General features: G+C 57.6%; 20 protein-coding genes and 1 tRNA gene. 9 read left to right on the plus strand and 12 right to left on the minus strand.

From position 1 onward, the window contains the following. Positions 1-95: 95 nt before the first annotated feature. On the plus strand, positions 96-683 hold the full coding sequence (locus tag AC2TEL_RS13760; protein WP_480839905.1) for an HNH endonuclease: 588 nt from the start codon (positions 96-98) through the stop codon (positions 681-683). A gap of 3 nt (positions 684-686) precedes the next feature. On the opposite strand, the gene AC2TEL_RS13765 is transcribed toward AC2TEL_RS13760, so the two are convergent. Further along, the gene (locus AC2TEL_RS13765; RefSeq protein ID WP_480839903.1) at positions 687-1,151 is read right to left on the minus strand and encodes a disulfide bond formation protein B; all 465 of its coding nucleotides are present in this window, start codon (positions 1,149-1,151) and stop codon (positions 687-689) included. Further along, a complete protein-coding gene (locus AC2TEL_RS13770; RefSeq protein WP_480839902.1) occupies positions 1,148-1,726 on the minus strand; it encodes a YqaA family protein in 579 nt (192 codons plus the stop codon). Before AC2TEL_RS13770 ends, AC2TEL_RS13765 begins: the two co-directional genes overlap by 4 nt. A 144-nt stretch (positions 1,727-1,870) precedes the next feature. On the opposite strand from AC2TEL_RS13770, the gene AC2TEL_RS13775 reads away from it, so the two are divergent. The 4 genes from AC2TEL_RS13775 (at position 1,871) to AC2TEL_RS13790 (ending at position 6,375) form a co-directional block, all read left to right on the plus strand. Further along, positions 1,871-1,956: transfer RNA gene (locus tag AC2TEL_RS13775), tRNA-Leu, on the plus strand. Positions 1,957-2,269: 313 nt separating this feature from the next. Continuing rightward, positions 2,270-3,238, plus strand: a complete 969-nt coding sequence (locus AC2TEL_RS13780) for a TAXI family TRAP transporter solute-binding subunit (protein WP_480839900.1) — start codon at positions 2,270-2,272, stop codon at positions 3,236-3,238. 99 nt (positions 3,239-3,337) lie between these two features. Beyond that, entirely contained in the window at positions 3,338-5,947 is a 2,610-nt protein-coding gene (locus AC2TEL_RS13785) for a TRAP transporter permease (protein ID WP_480904551.1), read from the plus strand. After that, entirely contained in the window at positions 5,944-6,375 is a 432-nt protein-coding gene (locus tag AC2TEL_RS13790; RefSeq protein WP_480839896.1) for a universal stress protein, read from the plus strand. The genes AC2TEL_RS13785 and AC2TEL_RS13790 overlap by 4 nt, the downstream gene beginning before the upstream one ends. A gap of 18 nt (positions 6,376-6,393) precedes the next feature. Here the strand turns inward: AC2TEL_RS13790 and AC2TEL_RS13795 are convergent, their stop codons facing one another. The 4 genes from AC2TEL_RS13795 to AC2TEL_RS13810 all read right to left on the minus strand — a co-directional run bounded on the left by AC2TEL_RS13795 (position 6,394) and on the right by AC2TEL_RS13810 (position 11,354). Continuing rightward, the gene (locus AC2TEL_RS13795) at positions 6,394-7,209 is read right to left on the minus strand and encodes a sugar phosphate isomerase/epimerase family protein (protein WP_480839894.1); all 816 of its coding nucleotides are present in this window, start codon (positions 7,207-7,209) and stop codon (positions 6,394-6,396) included. A gap of 65 nt (positions 7,210-7,274) precedes the next feature. Continuing rightward, the gene (locus tag AC2TEL_RS13800; RefSeq protein ID WP_480904554.1) at positions 7,275-8,309 is read right to left on the minus strand and encodes a lipocalin-like domain-containing protein; all 1,035 of its coding nucleotides are present in this window, start codon (positions 8,307-8,309) and stop codon (positions 7,275-7,277) included. After that, positions 8,299-10,710, minus strand: coding sequence for an ABC transporter permease (locus tag AC2TEL_RS13805; RefSeq protein ID WP_480904557.1), 2,412 nt, complete (start codon positions 10,708-10,710; stop codon positions 8,299-8,301). Before AC2TEL_RS13805 ends, AC2TEL_RS13800 begins: the two co-directional genes overlap by 11 nt. Continuing rightward, complete coding sequence (locus AC2TEL_RS13810; RefSeq protein WP_480904561.1) at positions 10,707-11,354, minus strand: ABC transporter ATP-binding protein; 648 nt, start codon at positions 11,352-11,354, stop codon at positions 10,707-10,709. Before AC2TEL_RS13810 ends, AC2TEL_RS13805 begins: the two co-directional genes overlap by 4 nt. 172 nt (positions 11,355-11,526) lie before the next feature. Here AC2TEL_RS13810 and AC2TEL_RS13815 point away from each other — a divergent pair, with 172 nt between their 5' ends. Then, positions 11,527-11,961 (plus strand): ion channel, encoded by a 435-nt coding sequence (locus AC2TEL_RS13815; RefSeq protein ID WP_480839886.1) that lies wholly within the window; start codon positions 11,527-11,529, stop codon positions 11,959-11,961. On the opposite strand, the gene cls is transcribed toward AC2TEL_RS13815, so the two are convergent. The 3 genes from cls to AC2TEL_RS13830 form a co-directional block, all read right to left on the minus strand. After that, on the minus strand, positions 11,958-13,370 hold the full coding sequence (gene cls / locus AC2TEL_RS13820) for a cardiolipin synthase (protein WP_480839884.1): 1,413 nt from the start codon (positions 13,368-13,370) through the stop codon (positions 11,958-11,960). The two genes, AC2TEL_RS13815 and cls, sit on opposite strands and share 4 nt — an antisense overlap. A 23-nt stretch (positions 13,371-13,393) precedes the next feature. After that, a complete protein-coding gene (locus AC2TEL_RS13825; protein WP_480904564.1) occupies positions 13,394-14,365 on the minus strand; it encodes an HAD family hydrolase in 972 nt (323 codons plus the stop codon). 71 nt (positions 14,366-14,436) lie between these two features. After that, entirely contained in the window at positions 14,437-16,047 is a 1,611-nt protein-coding gene (locus tag AC2TEL_RS13830) for an arylsulfatase (protein WP_480904567.1), read from the minus strand. Positions 16,048-16,239: 192 nt separating this feature from the next. On the opposite strand from AC2TEL_RS13830, the gene AC2TEL_RS13835 reads away from it, so the two are divergent. Beyond that, on the plus strand, positions 16,240-16,920 hold the full coding sequence (locus AC2TEL_RS13835; protein WP_480904570.1) for a Crp/Fnr family transcriptional regulator: 681 nt from the start codon (positions 16,240-16,242) through the stop codon (positions 16,918-16,920). On the opposite strand, the gene AC2TEL_RS13840 is transcribed toward AC2TEL_RS13835, so the two are convergent. Beyond that, positions 16,903-18,021, minus strand: coding sequence for an AI-2E family transporter (locus AC2TEL_RS13840; RefSeq protein WP_480839877.1), 1,119 nt, complete (start codon positions 18,019-18,021; stop codon positions 16,903-16,905). The two genes, AC2TEL_RS13835 and AC2TEL_RS13840, sit on opposite strands and share 18 nt — an antisense overlap. Positions 18,022-18,138: 117 nt before the next feature. Here AC2TEL_RS13840 and AC2TEL_RS13845 point away from each other — a divergent pair, with 117 nt between their 5' ends. Then, the gene (locus AC2TEL_RS13845; RefSeq protein WP_480904573.1) at positions 18,139-19,008 is read left to right on the plus strand and encodes a YihY/virulence factor BrkB family protein; all 870 of its coding nucleotides are present in this window, start codon (positions 18,139-18,141) and stop codon (positions 19,006-19,008) included. Between the two features lie 110 nt (positions 19,009-19,118). Then, complete coding sequence (locus AC2TEL_RS13850) at positions 19,119-19,313, plus strand: hypothetical protein (protein ID WP_480839873.1); 195 nt, start codon at positions 19,119-19,121, stop codon at positions 19,311-19,313. Positions 19,314-19,320: 7 nt separating this feature from the next. Here the strand turns inward: AC2TEL_RS13850 and AC2TEL_RS13855 are convergent, their stop codons facing one another. Both AC2TEL_RS13855 and AC2TEL_RS13860 read right to left on the minus strand, forming a co-directional pair. Beyond that, positions 19,321-20,037, minus strand: a complete 717-nt coding sequence (locus AC2TEL_RS13855; RefSeq protein WP_480904576.1) for an RlmE family RNA methyltransferase — start codon at positions 20,035-20,037, stop codon at positions 19,321-19,323. Beyond that, a complete protein-coding gene (locus AC2TEL_RS13860; RefSeq protein WP_480904642.1) occupies positions 20,037-21,149 on the minus strand; it encodes a Ppx/GppA phosphatase family protein in 1,113 nt (370 codons plus the stop codon). Before AC2TEL_RS13860 ends, AC2TEL_RS13855 begins: the two co-directional genes overlap by 1 nt. Between the last annotated feature and the right edge of the window lie 137 nt (positions 21,150-21,286).

Consider the following 21,286-nt stretch of genomic DNA (forward strand, 5'->3'; position numbering starts at 1 on the left):
GTTTTGACACGATATATAGTTAAGTTAAGGCCGGGGCGGGTGTTCCCCGCTCTGATGTCAAAAACGGGCAGTACAGAGCGAGGAGCGATTCTGTTATGGACGGAGACTTCAGGACCGAATTTGTCAGGGAACCCGGTGCGCTAAAGCATCATCCGGCATTGGTTTTGAACGCCGATTATCGCCCGCTTTCCTATTATCCCCTGTCTTTATGGCCATGGCAGGAGGCTATCAAAGCCGCCTGGCTGGATCGGGTCGACATCGTTGCCGAATATGACGAAGTGGTCCGCAGTCCCAGCACCCAGATTCGAATACCATCGGTGGTTGTCCTGAAAGACTACGTAAAACCCAGAAAGCGCGTGGCCTTCACGCGCTTTAATTTATTTCTGAGGGACGAATTCCGATGCCAGTATTGCGGCAGTCGCGGGGACCTGACATTTGACCATGTCGTTCCGCGCGCGGCAGGCGGTGTCACAAGCTGGCAGAACGTGGTTGCAGCCTGCAGCCCCTGCAATCTGCGCAAAGGGTCGAAATCTCTGCGTCAGGCGAGAATGACGCTGCGCAAACCTCCGCGCCAACCCGATGCCGAGGCCTTGCGGAATATTGGGCGCAAATTCCCTCCGAACCACCTGCACGACAGTTGGATCGATTTCCTGTATTGGGACGCAGAGTTGGACGAACAATAAAGCCTAGCGCGCACGCCAGGCCGCGATCCAGACCAGAACCAAACCGGCCGAAATCAAGGCGTTCCAGCCCGCCATCGACACCCCGAACAGTTCCCACGGAATCTCGTCGCAGCGGACCAGCGGGGCTGACATGATCTGGTTCATCAGTTCTTCCGCTGACAAGCCGCTAATATCGCCCGACGAGCAACTGGACGGGCCTTCCCACCACTTTTGTTCGACACCGGCGTGGAACAGACCAATCCCCGCAGTGATCGCAGCGGCCAAAGCGCCCAGAAGCGGAAGCGCCCGCTGACCAGGCAGCGCCAGCGCGGCAGCACCGATCAGGACCGCAACCCCGTGCGGGTAGCGCTGCCAGATGCACATTTTGCAGGGCGCCATTCCGCCGAGGTATTGGAAACCCCATGCGGCCAGCAGCAGAGCAGCCGAACCGCCTGCGGCCAAAGCGATCAGTGATGTTCGATTTGTCATAAGTACCGTACTGCAAAGAAGCCGCCAAACAGCAGCAGGATGAACAGTGTGAACATTAAACCCAACCGCTTTTCGATGAAATCGCGGATTGGCTCACCAAACTGCCACAACAGCCCCGCAACGATGAAGAACCGCAAGGCGCGTGCGAGGATGGACGTGGCTATGAAAGTTCCCAAAGGCATGCCTGTCCAGCCGGACATGATCGTGATCACTTTGTAGGGGAAGGGTGTGACCCCCGCCGTCAGCACAGCCCAAAACCCGAAATCGTTGAACCTTTCGTTGAACTCTTCCATCGCCTGCGCTTTGCCCATGGCTTCCAGTATGGGTTGGCCGAGGCTTTCGTAAAAGAAGGCACCGATGGCATATCCCAGCAACCCGCCCAACACAGAGGCCACAAGCGCCACCGTCGCGATCAGCCACGCGCGCGAAGGCCGCGCCAGGATCATGGGAATCATCAAAACGTCCGGAGGGATTGGAAAAAAGGAGCTTTCGACAAATGCAACTATTGCCAGCGCCCATAGGGCATGAGGGTGATCCGCCAGACGAATGGTCCAGTCATAAAGTGATCGCAACATAAAACACAAAATCCATGTCTAGGGACAGGCAACCAAAAACACGCACCCGAAGAACCGTCAACCTCCGTCGCGGGAACAAACGTCGGAAAGGTCGATTTTTGCCTCTGGACCTTCCCGTTGCGGGACGCTAATCCAGTGTGCGTGGCCCAAGTGGCGGAATGGTAGACGCAGGGGATTCAAAATCCCCCGCCTTCACGGGCGTGAGAGTTCGAGTCTCTCCTTGGGCACCACCACATCCCATTCGACTTGAAAGATTACTGATCTCGCTAAGGACCATTGGAGGATGGTTGTTTTGGGGTCTATACTGGCTACAGGCGGGGAAACTTCCGGTTTCAGCGTCAAATCTGAGGCTTTGGGCGGTCTGGCGAAGTGCCGGCCTTGACATTCGTTGTGTCTGAATGAAACCTCGGAACGGTTGGGAGACATTGGAAAATTCACATAGTTGCACCCGTTGCATGACGGGCTGATCTGGCTTATCGGCACGTTCCCCGGACAGGGGCTTTCGCCTTTTTCCGCCCACACAATAAAAATGGGAGTTCTTAAATGAAAAACAGCAGCAAGCTTAGCCTCGGCGCATTTGTTACCGCTGCCATGATGGCTCCGGCAGCTTATGCCGAAGAGTTCATCACCATCGGTACCGGCGGTGTGACCGGCGTATACTATCCGACCGGTGGCGCGATTTGCCGCCTGGTGAACAAGGGCCGCAAGGAACACGGCGTACGTTGCTCGGTCGAATCGACCGGCGGCTCGGTCTACAACATCAACACCATCCGCGAAGGCGAACTGGAGTTTGGTGTGGCGCAGTCCGACTGGCAGTACCACGCGTTTAACGGCAGCTCGAAATTCGAAGAGGCCGGGCCCTTCGAAAACCTGCGCGCCGTATTCTCGGTTCATCCCGAACCGTTCACGGTTGTGGCACGTGCCGACGCCGGCATCACCAACTTCGAGGACCTGAAAGGCAAGCGCGTCAATATTGGAAACCCCGGTTCCGGTCAGCGCGGCACCATGGAGGTTCTGCTGGGCGAAATGGGTTGGACCACAGACGATTTCGAACTGGCGACCGAGCTGAAAGCGGCTGAACAGTCTGCCGCCCTGTGCGACAACCAGATCGATGCGATGGTCTATACCGTCGGTCACCCGTCGGGTTCGATCCAGGAAGCCACTACTGCGTGCGACTCGGTTTTGGTGAACGTCAGCGGCGACGCGGTTGACAAGTTGGTCAACGACAACTCGTTCTATCGTACCGCGACCATCCCTGGTGGCATGTATCGTGGTTCGGACGGCGACACCGCTACATTTGGTGTTGGCGCGACCTTCGTGACCTCGGCAGACGTGTCGGAAGATGCGGTTTATGCGGTTGTCAGCTCGGTCTTCGAGAACTTCGATGACTTCAAAAAGCTGCACCCGGCATTTGCCAACCTCAAGCCCGAAGAAATGATCGCAGATGGCCTGTCGGCTCCTCTGCATCCGGGTGCCGAGAAGTACTACAAAGAAAAGGGCTGGATTCAGTAAGCCAGACTTATAGCAGGGTGCCTACGGGCGCCCTGCACCAAACCCGATTCAAACGGGTGACGTAGAAGGCCGAAAATGGCCGCGACGGGGAGACATTTCATGAGTTCCGACACACAATCCAATCGCCCGCTTTCCGAAGAAGAGCTACAGGAACTTGTAGCTTCGTCCGATGCCGGTGGGCGCAATCCTGTCGGTAACGTCGGGCTCTTTCTGGCCATTGTCGCGGCGATCTGGTCGATCTTTCAGGTCGTGCTGGCGTCTCCGATTGCGAATTATGTCCTGCCGGGCAGCGTCGTGAACAACGCGCGGCAGTTTCATCTGGCCTTTGCGATGTTTCTGGCCTTCGCGGCTTATCCCGCGCTCAAATCCAGCCCAAGGGACTATATCCCCGTCCAGGACTGGATCATGGGGATTCTGGGCACATTCGTCGCGCTTTACGGCTATTTCTTCTACAACAAGATCGTCGACGCGGGCGGTCTTGCGGACGACACGGACAAGTGGGTTGCCTTGGTCGGCCTGTTGCTGTTGTTCGAGGCTGCGCGGCGAGCGCTTGGTCCCGCGATGGCGATCATCGCGACGATTTTCCTAGCCTATGTATTCTTCGGCTCCTCCGAATGGGTGCCCGAGGTTATCCGCTGGAAGGGCGCCAGCCTGAAAAAGGCGATGAGCCATATGTGGATTACGTCCGAGGGCGTATTCGGCATCGCCTTGGGCGTGTCCACCAAGTTCGTCTTCCTGTTCGTTCTGTTCGGCGCGTTGCTCGATAAAGCCGGGGCAGGGAACTACTTCATCAAAATGGCCTTCGGTGCCTTGGGGCACCTGCGCGGCGGTCCGGCCAAAGCGGCCGTCGTTGGCTCGGCGGCAACCGGTCTGATCTCGGGTTCGTCCATCGCCAACGTTGTGACCACTGGCACATTCACCATTCCGCTGATGAAACGCGTCGGATTTAGCAGCGAACAGGCGGGCTCGGTCGAGGTTGCGTCCTCCGTAAACGGTCAGATCATGCCGCCGGTGATGGGCGCGGCGGCCTTCCTGATGGTGGAATATGTCGGCATTTCATATGTCGAGGTGATCACCCATGCCTTCCTGCCGGCTGCGATCTCGTACATCGCGCTTGTCTATATCGTGCATCTGGAGGCGGTGAAGCGGAACATGCCCACGCTGGGTGACCGCGATGTCCATCTGGCGCGGACGATCGTGGGGATGCTGTCATTCTTCCTTGTCTTCGCAGGGCTGTGTTACGGCTCGCAATTTCCGGTCGATGCGGTGACCAACTGGGCTCCGTCGGCAGCCGGTTTGATTCTCAGTCTTGTCGTCTGTGCCATCTACGTTGTGTTGCTGTACCTCGCCGCGCAGGTGCCGGATCTTGAGCCCGATGACCCGAACGCAAAAGAGGTAAGGCTTCCTGTTATCGCGGACATCTACAAGGCCGGTCTGCATTACCTGCTGCCGATTATCGTTCTGGTCTACTTTCTGATGATCGAACAGAAATCTCCGGGGCTGTCTGCTTTCTGGGCAACCGCACTGCTGTTCGTGATCCTGCTGACGCAGAAGCCGCTCAAGGCGTTGTTCCGTGGCGAGAGCAGTCTGAACGATCGTTTCATCGACGGTGTTGCTGACCTGTGGCAAGGCCTGATCGACGGTGCGCGCAACATGATCGGGATTGCTCTGGCCACGGCCACGGCGGGCGTGATCGTGGGCACGGTGACCCTGACCGGTGTCGGGCAGGTGATGGCCGATCTGGTCGAATTCTTGTCGGGCGGTAACCTGATCCTGATGCTGGTGATGGTCGGGCTTCTCAGTCTGATCCTTGGCATGGGCCTGCCGACAACGGCCAACTATATCGTTGTCAGCTCGCTGATGGCCGGGGTTGTTGTGGAACTGGGCGCTCAGAGTGGGTTGATCGTACCGCTGATCGCGGTGCACCTGTTCGTGTTTTATTTCGGTATCATGGCCGACGTTACCCCTCCGGTGGGTCTGGCGAGCTTTGCCGCGGCCGCCGTGTCGGGTGGAGACGCCATCCGAACGGGCTTTACCGCCTTCTTCTACAGCCTGCGGACCGTGGCGCTGCCCTTCGTGTTCATTTTCAACACCGACCTTCTGTTGATCGACGTGACTTGGATAGAGGGCATCATCGTTGCCATATTCGCAACAATAGCGATCCTTGTCTTTACTGCGGGAACAATGGGGTACTTCCTGACGCACAGCCGTATCTACGAAAGCATTGCCTTAATCCTTGTGGCCTTTGCGCTGTTCCGACCCGACTACCTTATGGACAGGTTCGCGCCACCTTTCACCAATGTTGAACCGGCCGCATTTGTGGAGACCATTGGCAATACGCCGCCGGGCACCGAGGTGCGGATGGTCATCAGCGGGCCCGATTTCGACACGCTTGAGATGACAGACACAACCGTCGTTGTGCCCGTGGGCAGCGAAGACGGTGGTGCTGCGCGGGTCGAGGCGATGGGCCTGCTGTTGATCGAAGAGGATGGGTTGATCAAGCTGGAAGAACCGATGTTTGGCTCTCCGGTTGCGGATGACCTGGACATCTTCGACTATTACGGTGACGAGGCCGTGCGTCTGACATCTGTCAGCCTTCCGTCCAGTCAGCCGCCTAAGCAGTTGATGTATATCCCGGCGCTGATCCTTCTGGGTCTGATCGCCTTCCTGCAACGCGGCCGCGCCGCCAGACAAGAGGTGCCCGCATGATACGTTCTGTTCTATGCGCAGTGGACGCTGGTAAACCGGAGACAGATGCAGAAGTGCTGCGGCAGGCGGCGCGTCTGGCGGATTTGGATGGTGCGCAGTTGGATGTTGTCACGGTGCTGCCGGATTATGGCGAATCTTTTGTGGGCAGCTTTTTTGAACCCGAGCACCATGAGCACGCTATAGAAAACGCACATAAGGCGCTGGAGCAGCTCGGGAATACCGTCTTGGGGCCTGAGCGTAACGCCAAGGTGCGCCATGTGGTGGCCACCGGCACTGCCTATCAGGAGATCCTGCACACGGCCGAGACCGCGCAAAGCGATCTGATCGTCATCGGTGCGCATCGGCCTGATCTTAAGGACTATCTGTTGGGTCCGAATGCCGCGCGGGTCGTACGACATTCGACTGTTTCCGTTTACGTGGTCCGTTAATCTGGTGATTGGGGTTGGCTATTCTGCCAGCCCCAGTTGATGCAAATGCGCAAATCCGGTCATGACGTCCTGGCTGTGGCGGAGTTCCAGCACAAGGCGCGCGGTCGGTGCGCTTTCCGCCAGCGCGGAAAAGACGGCGTGCCAGTTAACTGTGCCCCGACCCGGAGCCCAATGCCGGTCTGCATATCCGTCCGCGTCCTGCAGATGAACATGCGCCAGCCGTGCCCCGGCGGTACGTACATAATAATCAAGCGGCGGTGCACCGGTGGAGCCGTGGGCGTAATGCGCGTGGCCGGTATCCAGCGACACTCTGACGTGATCCACACCGAAACTGTCTGCCAGTACGACGCGATCCCGGGGATCCTTATCCTCGATGTTCTCGATCACAAGTTGAACACCCAGTGAGCCCGCCCGTTCAACAATCGGAGCAAGCGTGTCGTGCGTTCGCCCGATTTTGGAAGCCCGGGCTGTAAGATCCGCGTCGAGATTGTTGAAACTCCACGTCTTATAGGGCGAGTGCAGGACCATCTGCGTAGCACCCAGCGCGGCGGCGGCGTCCAATGCCTGATCAAGACGCATTTGCACGACGGCTCTTACCTCGGGGTCGCGACAATCAAGCGGCAGGTCGTAGAATGGCCCATGGATGCCCAGCCGCCCTTCATAACTTTTTAGTTCCGCTTTCGCGGCTGCAATCAGATCCTGCCCCTCTTGGCCAAGGTTTTTGGCAAACAGGAAGTCTTGAATTTCCAGATCACGCTGCCCCTCGATCAGCCAGTCGCGATGGGTCGCCAGATCAGTCACCATCAACGCTGCGCCCACTTTCAATTTCGTCATTAGCAGTTCCTTTCCGATGGACACTGCTCTAACGACGGGCCGTGACAGTCAGACGACAGAACGCATCAATACCCGGTCATCTCCAGATACCCCTGTCCCGAGTGGCTGCCTGAGACTTTGACCGGCCCTTCCCAATATTCGAACCGAGTGCCCATCCAGGCCTGAGGATTCAATGCGGTGATTACGATATCCAATTCGCGATCGGGAAGGGTTACACGCCATTTGACCGGTATCTCTCGATCCGCGACGCGGGCCGTTTCCTGCGGTGCAAACGTTGCCGAGCCGTCGGGCAGGGCCGAGCTTTGACCATCTTCGCTGATCCAGGTGGCTGCGGTGAAGTCCCCTCGCGCTCCGCGCAGACGAAAGGCCATTAGTTTGTTTCCGTCGTCAAAGCTGAGCGAGAACCAGTCCCAACCGCTCTGATCCGGCGACAAGGGTTGCGATGACCATTCGCGGTCCAGCCATCCCTGTCCGGTAACGGAGACGTTTCCGGTCGGCAGGCGCAGAATGCCCTCAACTGCGTATGCGGGTTGTGAGTAGTAGTGGCTGGCCTGCCCATCTGCGGATTTAACGGAATAGCCCCGCTGGCCGTGGAAAACCAACGGACCGGTGGCCCGCAGGGCGAGGTCATAGCCAAAATCTGACCCATTGGCCGCCAATTCCAGCGCGTCAATTCCGTCGCCACGCATGTGCCACTCGTCAATCCATGCTGCAAAGGGTACAGCCGTCACGCCTGCCTGGCCAATGCCACCGCGCGACAGCCGTTCGGCAAAATAGTGTTCATCGGGGGTGGTTATCGCGGCGTGCCCCATCCAGATTTGGGGGCTCTGCCATCCCTCAGTCTCGGTCGGTTTGAGCGCCGAGCGGAATAACGTCCATTGAACGCCATAATCCAGGCCGTCCTCACCCCGCAGATTTGCGGTCAGATACCACCATTCGATCCGGTAGGACGGGTGCGGCCCGTGATCTAAGGGAAATGAAAAAGCGTATCCTTGTTGAGGAACGTCGAAACCTTCCGCCGTTCCTCCGAGCCCGGCATAGCCCTGCGCCCATGCGCCGATGGGAAACCAGAGGAGAAGCAGGAAAACCTTAGCGTTCATTTGCAAACACCCTCAGAAGGTTGACAGGAGGCAGACGCAGCAACCGCCATGCCGGCAGGGCCGCGGCAATTGTGGCAGCAAGCAAGGTCAGGGCGAACAGGCGTATCCAATCGGTGGGGAACAGGAACATGGGCAGGCGCCAACCGAAGGCCTGTACATTTATGACGGCCAACAGAATCCAGGCCAGAACCAGACCCAAGGGCAACGCCAGACAGGCAGTCAGCGTCGCCAGCAGAACGCTGCGCAACATTTCCAGCTGCGCCAACTGGGCTCGGGTCAGTCCAAGGGCCCAAACCGGTGCCACCTGCGGCAGGCGCTGTGTCCATAAGGTCAAAAGGCTGGTGAGGATGGCGAAGCCCGCGACCCCGAGCGTCAGTATGTTCAAAGCCGAGGTGACCACGAAGGTCTTGTCGAATATGGCCATCGATTGCGCCTTCATTACCCCCTGCGGCACGACGGCGCGGGCGGGCAGGTCAAATCGCTCACGCAAGGCTTGTGACAGGTCCGCGGTGCGTTCAGGTGCCACGCGGATACCAAAGCGTCGTGCTGGGGTCGACGGTGCGATCGCATCCAGTTGCGGCATCGCCACGATTGCCTGACCGGTGGGGTTGCCGTAGTCGGAATAGACGCCCGCGATCGTAAGGGAATCGTTTGGCGTCAGGTCGAGCGTGTCGCCCGGCCACAGATTAGCTCGACGGGCCAGTTGTTCATTGATCAGAATGGCCCCCTGATCCATCACCATATCCCAGGCTCCGGGGCTGCGTGCGATCAACGGCCAATGCTGCCGATAGGTATCGTCGTCAATGACGCCATACAGGAACAATGGGCCGGTTTCATGCGCCATCTCGGTGCTACGAATGGGCAGAACGGCGGTGACCTGTGGCTTCAGCCAATCGGCGATTTGCGCAGCCTGCTCTTCGTTTGCGGCCGTGATGTAGAGCTCGGAAGTCAGGCGTTGATCCAGCCAGCCGGTAAACGTCAGGCGGAAACTGGAAACCATTGTTCCGACGCCCACATTGGCGGCCAAAGCAAGCAACAAAGCCATCAGTGCCAGTGAAAGACCCGGAAGCTGCGCGCGCATGTCCGCCCAAACCCACTGGGTCAGCGGTCTACGTGCGCGTCGCGCCAGTACGGCCAATAGCCAGGAGAGGAAGACCGGCAACAACAGGGCGGCTCCGGTCAGGATGCACGCCAACATGGCAAAGCCTGTGATCAGGCTGCCAAATCCGGCGTATAGCGCAAGCCCGGCCAAAATAATGGCGATGCCAAGTCCGCCCGCCACGTGACGGGAAACAACTCCGCCCCAGGCCTGCAATCCTGGCCCGGCCAGCAGGGGCAAACGCGATAGCTTCCACAGAGCCTGACCGCTTGCGACCAAAGTGCCCCCGACGGCCATCGTGAGACCGGCAAGCGCCCAGAGCGGACGCAGCGTCAGTTGTCCGTCAACCGGTGCACCGTAAAGACCACGGAGCGTTACCGCCACATCCGGGATCAGCGCGCCCGCGATAAAGTATCCCAGAACAAGACCCAGCAGACCTCCGAGCAGGGCCAGCAGGACAAGTTCGGACAGGATCAACGTTACGAGACGCCGCATCGGTACACCCAACGCCCTGAGCGTGCGGATCATTCCGCGCCTTTGCGCAAATGCCAGCCCAACCGTGCCGTGCACGATGAACAGGCCGACTGCGAAAGATAGTAGACCAAACGCAGACAGGTTTAGGTGGAAACTGTCGGTCAACTGCGCGGTGTCCGTTCGAACCGAAGGCGTGGTACGCTCCAGTTCCGGTGCGATGTGCGCCAGAGGCGGCAAGTTTGCCGGCTGATCCGGAAGGACCACGAGACGAGAGATCAAGTTTCGCTGATCAAGCAGTTCTTCTGCCACTCCAATATCTGTGAGGATCATGTTCGGGGGAAGGGCATCGCTGACGATGATAGGCGGATAACCATCAAGCCCGTCGAACAGAGCCTCCAAGTCGGGTGGCATCAGCAGACGCCCCGGAGAAGTCAGGATGTCAGAAGGATCAGGTGGATCGTTGCTTTGCTCGACCCGAGTAATCGCAGGCAGGGCGGGATAGCTTACCATGTCGACACCCATCAGTCGCATCGAGCGCCCATTGACTCGCAGAGTACCTTCCAACACCGCGGCAACCTGCCAACCTGCGCGGCGCAATTCGACGTAGCGGGACAGGGGGATCAGACCGGACGGATCATGCAACTCGTCAAACTGACCAACGGCGAGCTGTGCGCTGGCTCTTGCATAGCTTGCACGAGCCTCGGCGTTGATGGCCTGAACCGCGGACCATAATCCCGTCGCCAAGGCTATTCCGGTCAACAGCGTGGCCAGTTGCAACCGGTGCGTACGCCAGTGGGACAGCAGAACCTGTAGGCAGGCAGCGATCATGCGATATGGCCGCCGTATAAATGCGCGCGCCGGTCCAGCCGTTCTGCAATATCCTGAGAGTGGGTCACCAGCAGCAGCGCTGTTCCGGTGTCAGCAACCAATGATAACATCAGGTCCAGAACCACCGCACTGGCGGTTTCGTCGAGGTTTCCTGTGGGTTCGTCCGCCAGCAGAAGCTTGGGCCGCGTTGCCATCGCACGCCCGATGGCCACGCGTTGCTGCTGCCCGCCGGACAGGTGTTCGGGGTAACGGTCCAGCGTCTCAGCGAGGCCCAGTCGATGCGCCAGCTGCGCAGTCCACTCAGGATTATCGCGATCGGCAAGGCGGGCATGAATCGACAAGTTCTGGGCCACGGTCAGCGACGGGATCAGGTTGAACTGCTGAAACACCAGCGACAGGGTCGAACGTCGCAGCTCAGCGCGCCCTGCGTCGTCCAGCATCGAAAGCTGCGCGCCGTCCAAGGTGATCTCTCCCGCATCGAAACCGTCCAACGCGGCAGCCAGATGCAACAACGTGCTTTTTCCACTCCCGCTCTCTCCGGTCAGGGCCAGCGTCTGGCCCCGGTCCAGTGTCAGCGAGACATCGTTCAGAACAGGGCGCCCACCAGGGTAGGATTTCCGAACATGATCAATGGTAAGAAGCATTCTCAACCTCGTTTGGTGCACTCCACAATGTGCAATCCCGGCTTGTGGTGTCCAGTGCCCAGCGCCTCAGGGTTCCATTCGCCGCAGTGCCGACCCTGGGTCAGGGTTGTTCAATGCTGCGCAAAGGCCCATGCTGCAAACCAGAGAAAAAAGAAAACGAGGGACGCGCGGAATGACCTTGCCGCAGCAGATACTGTGGGGCAGCCTTTATTTGGGGATCTGCTTTCTGATTGAAATCATGTTGCTGACATGGTGCGTTCTGGTTGTGCGTGGCTTCCTGGAAAAGTGGGAAAGCCGGAGCACAATTCTGGCCACAGCAGGCCCCATCACAATCGCGTTGGCATTCATCATCTTTACACACACCGTACAGGTCTGGATTTGGGCCATTGTCTGGGTGTTCGGAGATGTCCTGCCCGATTGGAATTCGGCACTGTATTTCTCGCTGGTGACCTTCACGACCCTCGGCTACGGCGACATCGTTCTGGGCGAGGGGTTGCGCATCTTCGGTGCCTTCGCTTCGGTCACCGGATTGCTGGCCTTTGGTCTGTCCACTGCGTTTCTGGTCGCCTTGATGACCCGCGTGTTTCAGGAGAGGTTTCTGACCTAAAGGATCGGCGCAAAGAGGCGCGCGATCGGTGCACCGAAACGGATATGAGTGGGTTGTTGCGATAACGTTCTTGTCAGTTCGTAACTGGCCTCGAAATCGGTTTTCAGCATGTCAGCAGCTGCCCGAGCGGCGCGAGGGTCAAAAAACAGCGCCATCGCCTCGAAATTCAGCCGGAAAGAGCGGTTGTCAAGATTGGTTGTCCCAACTGCGGCCAGCGTATCATCTACCAGGAACGCCTTTTGGTGCATGAACCCATCGGTGTAACGGAATACACGCGCCCCGCATTCCCGGATCTCATCAAAATAGGCGAAAGCGGCCAGCCAGGGCAGACGATGATCAATCACATCCGGAACCAGAATACGCACATCGACACCCCTTAGCGCGGCATGTTGCAACGCCGTCATGATGTCGATGTCGGGCACGAAGTACGGGGATGCAATCCACAGGCGCTCTTTGGCTTCTGCAATAGCGGCAAAGAACATCATCGCGCCTGTTTCGGTTTCATCTCCGGGGCCGGTTGCCACGAGAAGGGCGTTCATATCCTGTTCGGACTCGCTGCCGGCCCAGTCCAGTTGGTCGATCAGGTCTTCGTTGCGCGCCCAATGCCAGTCTTCAATAAAGATCAACTGTAGTTGCCTGACGATGTGACCGGTCATTTTCAGGTGAGTGTCGCGCCATCGTCCGAACCGGGGGCTCTGGCCCAGATACTCGATCCCGATATTGTGGCCGCCAATAAAACCGGTTTCCCCATCGATGATTACGGTCTTGCGGTGATTGCGATAGTTGAGCTGAAAGCGGAAGTTCGGCCCCCTTTGTTCACGTGGGTCGGCCACATCAATTCCCGCGCTGCGCAGTGTTTCCAGGTAAGTCGACCGCAGCCCGTAACTGCCGACCGCATCCGTCATGAACCGCACATGCACACCACGTTTGGCGGCCGCGATGAGCCGTTTCTGCAGGTCCTGTCCCAAAGCGTCGTCGCGAACGATATAGAATTGGATCAGGATATAGTTTTTTGCGGCATCAATGGCTTCGAAAATGGCCTTGAATGTCGCCTCGCCATCAATCAACAGCTCGGCCCCATTGCCACGGGAAACCGGCAAATGCGCTAACGCCTCAAAGGGACGTGGATTGATCCGCAATGTGTCGGGGTCTGGTTTGGAGAAATCCGCAAAGGACTTGATGCCCTCAACCACGCGTTCGCTTTCTTTCCGCGCGATGCGGTAGCCTCTGAACCGGTGGTGACCCAGAAACAGGTAAAACGGAACTGCCAGAAAGGGCGAGGTCAGCAGAAAAACAACCCAGCCGACGGCGCCCTGAGGTGTTCGGGCTGTCTGCGCCGCACGGACGGCAAAAACGACTGCAACGCAATAAAGTGCGAACAGAATCAAAGAGACAAGTAATGTCCACATCAGTGCGTTGTATTCCGAATGGTTCAGTTCGCGCCAGTGTAGATGCGAGACCAGTCATTGGCCATATCAACGATGACCCAACCCATTTCGGGACCCTTATCCAGCCCATCGACCAGTTGACCGATATGGCTGTCGCGATCATAAGCCCATTCCCGTTCTGCGTCCGTATGGTGCACCAGAACCCCCAGTCGCGGCCCATCGCCGGCGGTCGTCCATTCTATCATGGCGAAATCGCCATCCGAATTTCCGCCGGCCAGAAGAGGTCGGCGACCAATGGTCCGATCGATATTGACCGGTTTGCCTTCTTTGTCGTCAACAAAGGCAATGCCTGGCGCCTTGGCGATCATGGGGCTTTCGCCCGACGTGTCGTAAGTGGTTTCACCATAGGTACCCAGGATCTGTTCGGGTGGGATACCGTATGCTTCTTCTGCAAAGACACGCATGAAGTGAAGGCCGCCGCCCGACACGATATAGGTCTTGAAGCCTTTGTCGCGGAGGTAACGCAACAGCTCGACCATTGGCTGATACGTCATCTGATCATACGGCAAACCCGTATCGGCGTGACGTGCGTTTTCCAGCCAGTCAGCAACGGCATTCTGAAACTCGGCAACGCTGACGCCGGAATGCGAGGCGTTTACGACTTCGATCAGGGCCTCATGGCCGCCCTTGAGAATGGCTTCAAGATCTCCTTCGGCCGCGGCCTTCAAAGTCGGATTGGACAGGATTGCAGGGTCTTGCTCGGCGAGTTCGGCCAGACGGTCCATGGCAAATATGAGCTGAAAATAGACAGGCTGCTCTGCCCAAAGCGTTCCATCATTGTCGAAGACAGCAATTCGCTCGGACGGCGTCACGTAATCCGGACCCTCGGGATCGGTCACCGAGGTGACAAAGGAAAGAATCCGCGCCTTCGACTCCGAGTCGGTCCAACTTGGCAAAGGATCGGCAAATGCAATCAGTGGCAGCGTGGCAAATAGTATTGAAAGAGATCTAATCATTTCAGGAAACCTCCTGTTCAAATGGTCAGGGGCTGCAAAATCAGCAGCCCCCGAGCTTTAACACAGCCGCATCAGTTGGATGTCGGCGTGTTCAGTTTCTCCATCACCTGATCCAGGTTGAAGCTGGCGGCCTTCTGGCGCGGCGGGTATTCTTGGAACGTTGCCAGGAAATCACCCACATATTGTTGCGCCGGAACCAGGAAATAGGCCCGGTCGAGCAGCCAGTCATAGTAGGTGTTGGATGTGCGGTAACCCCGTTCGTAGGGATCACGGCGCAGATTGACGATCAGCGGAATGCGCAGCTCGGTCCACGGCTCGATCCACGCGCGCAGGGTTGCCCAGGCTTTCTGCTCGAGGAAGATCAACTTCCAATCGTCAAAGCGCAGCGCCGTGAGGTCACCGTCATCCGAGAAATAGAAGATCTCGCGACGTGGGCTTTTTGTCGTTTCTCCGGTTAGCATAGGCAGGATGTTATACCCATCCAGATGCACCCGATAATCACGCCCCATTGCGGGGGAACTGTAACCGTCCATCAGCTTTTGCTTGATGTCGGGATCCCCGGCAACGGCCAGGTAGGTCGGCAACCAGTCCATGTGATGCACGATCTCGTTGGTGACCGATCCGGCCTCGATCTGACCGGGCCAGCGCACCATCGACGGCACACGCCAACCGCCTTCCCAGTTGGTGTTCTTTTCACCCCAGAAAGGCGTCGCGGCTGCATCCGGCCATGTGTTGTAGTGCGGCCCGTTATCTGTTGAATAATGCACGATCGTGTTGTCGGAGATGCCAAGTTCGTCAAGCAAATCAAGCAACTGACCGACATGCATGTCATGTTCGATCATGCCGGCGCTGTACTCGTCAGCGACGCGTCCTGAAATCTCGTTTGCCTGCGCGCGCATCTCGTCTTTGACGTGGGTGCGGAAGTGCATGCGCGTGCCGTTCCACCAGACGTAGAAGGGCTTGCCTTGCTCATTCGCGCGCTTAATGAAGTCGATGGCGGCAGCAACCGTTTCCTCATCCACCGTTTCCATGCGCTTTTTGGTCAGAGGGCCCGTGTCCTCGATCTCGCCATCGGCGCTGGATTTGATTACACCCCGCGGGCCGTATGCTTCGCGGAAGGTACGACCGTCAGGTAGAACCGCATCACCCGGATAGTCTTCATTCTCTGGTTCTTCCTCGGCATTGAGGTGATACAAATTGCCAAAAAACTCATCAAAACCGTGGTTTGTAGGAAGATGTTCATCTTTGTCACCAAGATGGTTCTTGCCAAACTGCCCCGTAACGTAGCCATGGTCTTTCAGCAAACCCGCTATGGTCGGATCCTTTACCTGCATGCCAAGGTCCGCACCGGGAAGGCCGACCTTGGACAAGCCTGTCCGAAATACCGATTGGCCCATAATATATGACGAGCGACCGGCAGTGCAGGATTGCTCACCATAATAGTCGGTGAAAATCATTCCTTCTTTCGCCACCCGGTCGATATTGGGCGTTCGGTACCCCATCAGACCCATCGTATAGGCCGAGATATTGGACTGACCGATGTCATCGCCCCAAATGACAAGAATATTGGGCTTCTGGTCCTGGGCCCAGGCTGGCAATGCCAGCGCGACAGCGATCGACGCCACGGCGGCCTGACGTATTCTGGTGCGCCAATTTTTTAGGAGTTGAGAGGAAGGTGACATGTGTTGCTCCTGAACTTTTGGACTCTGAAGTCCGACGAATAAATTTGCGAACGGGACTCGAACCGATTTCAAGGCCCGTCATTAAGCCAAGGATTTCCCGCAGAAATTCAGTTTGCACGGGAGTTGTGTAACGATAACGTATGCCAGTGCAGCGGTTCGCAATTTATCATATGATGAAGTTGAAATATACGGATGTTAAAAAACCTTGGTAATCGGAACTCCCTGAAGAAATCGGACTGGTTCGCGAGCCGGTCGGCCTCCTTTCAGGACGCGTTTTGGGCCTGCGCAATCAGCAAGAATTACGACCCGGATGAGGTGTTATACCTCCACGGCGATTCGGCGGACGGCATTCACGGCGTTCTGCAAGGCGCGGTAAAGATAACCGCACCTGCGGATGACGGACAGGAATTTACCCTGCATCAGGAGGGCGGCGGTTTCTGGGTTGGTGATCTTGCGTTGTTCGCAGCCACGCGCCGATTGATCAGCGTCGTCGCTACACAACCGACCGAGACTCTGTTTTTTCCGAGTTCCCGGCTGGAGCGTCTGGTGAAAGACAACCCGGAATATCTGCGGGACTTTTATGCTCTGTCCTACGAAAACATGCAGAAGGCGTTGCGAATTATCGCCAATCTTGGAACTACGGGAACCATGAAAAGGCTGATCCTGCGCCTGTTGCATCTGGAGGAGGTGGCCACCGACCCGGACGGTTGGATCCATATTTCGCAGGAAGAATTGGCCGCCATGATTGCCGTTTCCCCTCCGACGCTTCACCGATCTCTGCACAGCCTCGTTAATGACGGATTGGTTGAAGGTGGCTATGGACGGTTGCGGTTGAAAGACCGGAGCGCACTGATCTCACTCTGTCAGAGTTGACTGGTTCGTGTCGTCCTCAGCCAATCGGCCATCCAGCGACATCAGAATCGCAACCGGCCGCAAAGCCGGGATGTGGCTGAAGATAATCAGGATACAGACCGTCAGCGGGACGCTCAGGAAGGCACCGATCAACCCCCAGATGGTCGTCCAGAAAGTCAGGGCCAGTATGACCAGAAAGGTCGACATGTTCAGGGACCGTCCCAGCATGGCCGGGTCCAGAAAGTTGCCAATCAGGAACTGAATTGTACCGCAACCCAGCACAATCACCAGAAATGGCCCAATGCTGTCGAACTGAACCAGCGCAATCATGGCCGGAAACACCACGGCGATGATCGAACCGATCGAGGGGATGAAGTTCAGCGCAAATGTCAGCACAGCCCAGGTCTCGGCATATTCTAATCCCAAAACACGGAACACCGTATAGCTGATCGTGGCGGTTATCAGGCTGATGAAGGTCTTGACCCCCACATAACGTTGCAGACTGTAGGAAATCGCATCCAGAACCGAGGCCAGATCGGCACCTAGCTGAGGATTTCCTGCCGCAAGCTGAATCTTCTTTCGAAAGGCCAGCCGTTCGGCCATCAGGAAGGCCACATACAGGCTGATTAGAAAAAACTGGTTCAGCAGCGAAGTCGCGCTGCCCAGTAACACGCGGGCGACATAGGACATGTCGATGCTGACCAGATTGTCCCGAATAAAACTGGTGACATCATTGCCAACCAGTCCGGTGATACGGTTGACGGCGGTATCGAACTGGTTCTCGTATGTGTTGATCGATCGGGCGAACTGCGTGGCCTGGCTGCCAAGCACGTACATGATCATGAACAAACCGGCCAATACAACTGTGACGCCGGCGATGTTGGCCAACCAGACTGGTGCCCGTGTCACAGCCCGCACCCGGTCGGCAAGCGCGATGATCAGAACATTGACCAGCAACGCCATGGTCAGAGGGATCAGAAACCGCGCACCGGCATAAAGCCCCAGTACGACCAGAGTGGCCACGATCGTAATATCCCGCACAACCGTCAGTGTCAGTCGGGGGCGGGCAGGGCTGTCCGGTGATTCCGAGGTCATGTCAAAGCCTTGTTCCGTGGGTGCCATGATCCTGCACAGGCCAGCGGGTTTATGCAATCCGGTCAGGCGGTTATCGGCAAGAATTCAGCATATAACCCATATTGCCATGTTCTGCCCGGTTCCAACGTGGGTTAGGGTCATTGTATGAGCCGTGCTTCGATTCCATCGTTTGGACAATTCCTCAATGCCTTTTGGCTGGCATTGCGTCGATTCAATAACAAGGATGGCTTCGTCATGAGCAGCCATGTGGCGATGTCGTTGATGATGGCCTTGTTTCCTTTCGTCCTGTTCACCGTTGCCTTGGCAGGCGCGTTGTCGCAAGGCTATGTCACCGACGAGTTGATCGAATTGATCTTCGGGGCATGGCCAAAGGACGTGGCAGATCCGATCGTTTCCGAATTGCGGGCGGTGCTGGACGGAGCAGGGACCGGCGTGATCACTTTGGGTGGCTTGCTGGCCGTCTATTTCGCGTCAAATGGTGTCGCCGCCGTCCGCAAAGCTATGACGCAGGCCTACCACGATCAGGACAGCTGGCCGTTCTGGAAAACGCGCTTGCTGTGTTTTGCGCTCGTTATCATTGGCGGCGCTGCCATTCTGGCCATCGCTGCGGTAGAGGTGGTTCTGCCGGTCTACACCCGTCTGGTGTCGGAAAGAACGGATGTAAACGTTGGGCAGTGGCTGTCCGTCGATCGGCTGCGATGGACGTTTACTGTTGCGGTACCGGCTGGCACGGTTTTGTTGGCGCATCTGATACTGCCGACGCGGCGGCACAGGCTGTCTCAGATTCTGCCGGGCGTTATTCTGACGCTTGCGCTGTGGGCGGCAGGTGGTTGGGGGTTCTCCATCTATATCGCCCAGTTTGCCACCTACAGCGCTACTTATGCGGGATTGGCCGGTGCCATGGCGGCCCTGATCTTTCTGTATCTGTGTTCCGCGATGTTGATCCTTGGAGCGGAGTATAACGGAGCATTGATCGACCTGCGGAACGCCCAGCAGGCCAAAGACGCGGCCTGATCTCTCCTAAAGCTGCCAGACCTGAACGGCACTGAACGGGCGGAATTATGCCACGTTCCCGGCAAGATTCACCGTTAGGATTAAGGGCCAAAGGTGTTTTCAGGTGTCCAATGTCTCAACGTTTTTCTACAACAACACAGCCGCTGGTCGGACCACGTAAAGCCTCTCTGGATGAACGCATTGCCGAGCTGCGCGCGAAAAGGCCGGTCTATGTCAACCACGGCGAAGCATTGTTGTTGCAAGGGATAGCGACTGCGTCGTTGCGCGAACAAAAGATCGTGGATGGCAGGTTCGATCTGGATTAACGGGCCGTCAGCCGCGGAAACCCGTTGCGACGACGAATTTCTCTGAACTGTCGGACCGCGACGCAGGCGGTTTCACGTTGGAAACCTTTTGAAACTTCTGTTTCAGTAGCTTTTGCAGGTCACCTTCCGCGCCCCCGGCCAGAACCTTGGCGACAAACGTGCCGCCCTCTTCCAGAACGTCAAAAGCGAAATAGGCGGCGGTTTCGCACAGCGCCATGATCCGCAAATGGTCGGTTTGCTTGTGACCGGATGATGCGGCTGCCATGTCCGACATCACAACATCCGCTTTGCCGCCAAGCCATTCCTTTACCTTCTCGTCGGCGTCATCTTCCATGAAATCCAACTGATGCACTTCGGCACCTGCAACGGGCTCGACCTCTTGCAAATCAACACCCAGAACAGTGCCGACCCTCTTGCCGCTTTTTTCACCCAGCGCATTGACGCGCTTGACCGCCACTTGCAGCCAGCCACCGGGTGCGCAGCCCAGATCGACCACGCGCGCACCGGGAACGAGAAAGCGGAATTTGTCGTCCAGTTCCAGTATCTTGAACGCCGCGCGCCCGCGGTAACCCTCGACCTGCGCGCGTTTGACATAAGGGTCGTTCAATTGCCGTTCGAGCCAACGTGTCGAGCTGAGTTTGCGACCGCGCGCGGTCTTGACCTTTACCTTCAGGTCGCGCTGCCCGCGGCCCGAGTTGTTTCTGCCGGTTGGTGTCTTCGTCATCAGAACGGTCCGTCTTCCAATACACCGTCCGCACTCATCTGTGCATAAAGCAGGCCTTCGCGCAGCCCTCGGTCCGCCACCGAGAGACGGTCGGTGGGCCAGCAACGCAGCAGAGCCTGCAAAATGGCAGAGCCGGACATGATCAGGGCCTGCCGGTCATCACCGATCCGTGGATCCCGGCGTCGACCCTGAGGGCCGAGTTCTAAATACCTGCGTATGACTTTGTCAATCTGATCGCTGGTCATGCGCAAACCGTCCACTTTGGTCCGGTCATAGCGTTTCAGACCCAGATGCGAGGCTGCAACCGTCGTCACGGTGCCGCTGGTCCCAACGATCTGAAACCCTTCACGCGCCTGTTCGTCCTTGTAGGGCGCAAAGTCGGCCAGATTTTCCTCGAAAAACCAGCTCATCAGGGCAAAACGGGCCGAGTCATCTTCGACATCGTTGAACTGATCCCGCAGCGTTGCCACGCCCAGTGGCACGCTGATCCAGTCGACAACCTTGGCTGCCGGAAATGGGCTTTCGACCGTGTGGAACCCGTTATGCAGACGCATGATCGCTGCCGGCCGGTCCCGGCGCGGCACGGATGAAATGTCGATCCAGACCAGTTCGGTCGAGCCACCCCCGATATCGACAACCAGCAATTGCTCGGTCTTGGTTGAGACCAGGGGCGCGCAGGAAATGACAGCCAGGCGGGCCTCTTCCTCGGGTTGGATGATCTCGAGCGTCAGACCGGTTTCGCGTTTCACCTGCCGGATGAAGTCCCGCGAGTTCTTGGCACGACGGCAAGCTTCGGTTGCGATCAGACGCATCCGTTTGACCTTGTTGCGTTTCAGCTTTTGCTGGCAGATTCTCAGGGCTTGAACGGTACGCGCCATTGACGCCCGTGACAGCCGCCCGGTTCGCTCCAGCCCGGCACCCAACTGCACGGACTTGGAAAAACTGTCTACCACATGGAACCCGCTGCCCTTGGGCTGGGCTATCAACATGCGGCAGCTATTTGTCCCCAGATCCAGCGCCGCATACAACGCATCTGGATCGGGTCTTGCCGGCGCGGGGCTTTCGACCGCCTTCGGGAACGCGCCCGCACCTTTGGGACGCTTGGGCGCCATCGTAACGCCCTCCGATTTTCGAGTTACCCCGACCATAGGTCGCGCACCGCAATCACGCAAGACGCTCATTATCGTCATGAAGATTTTGATGTCGGGGTCTTGGGAAACTTCGGATACAAGCCCGGTACGCGACTGTG

Source organism: Ruegeria sp. HKCCD9138 (genome assembly GCF_057220975.1).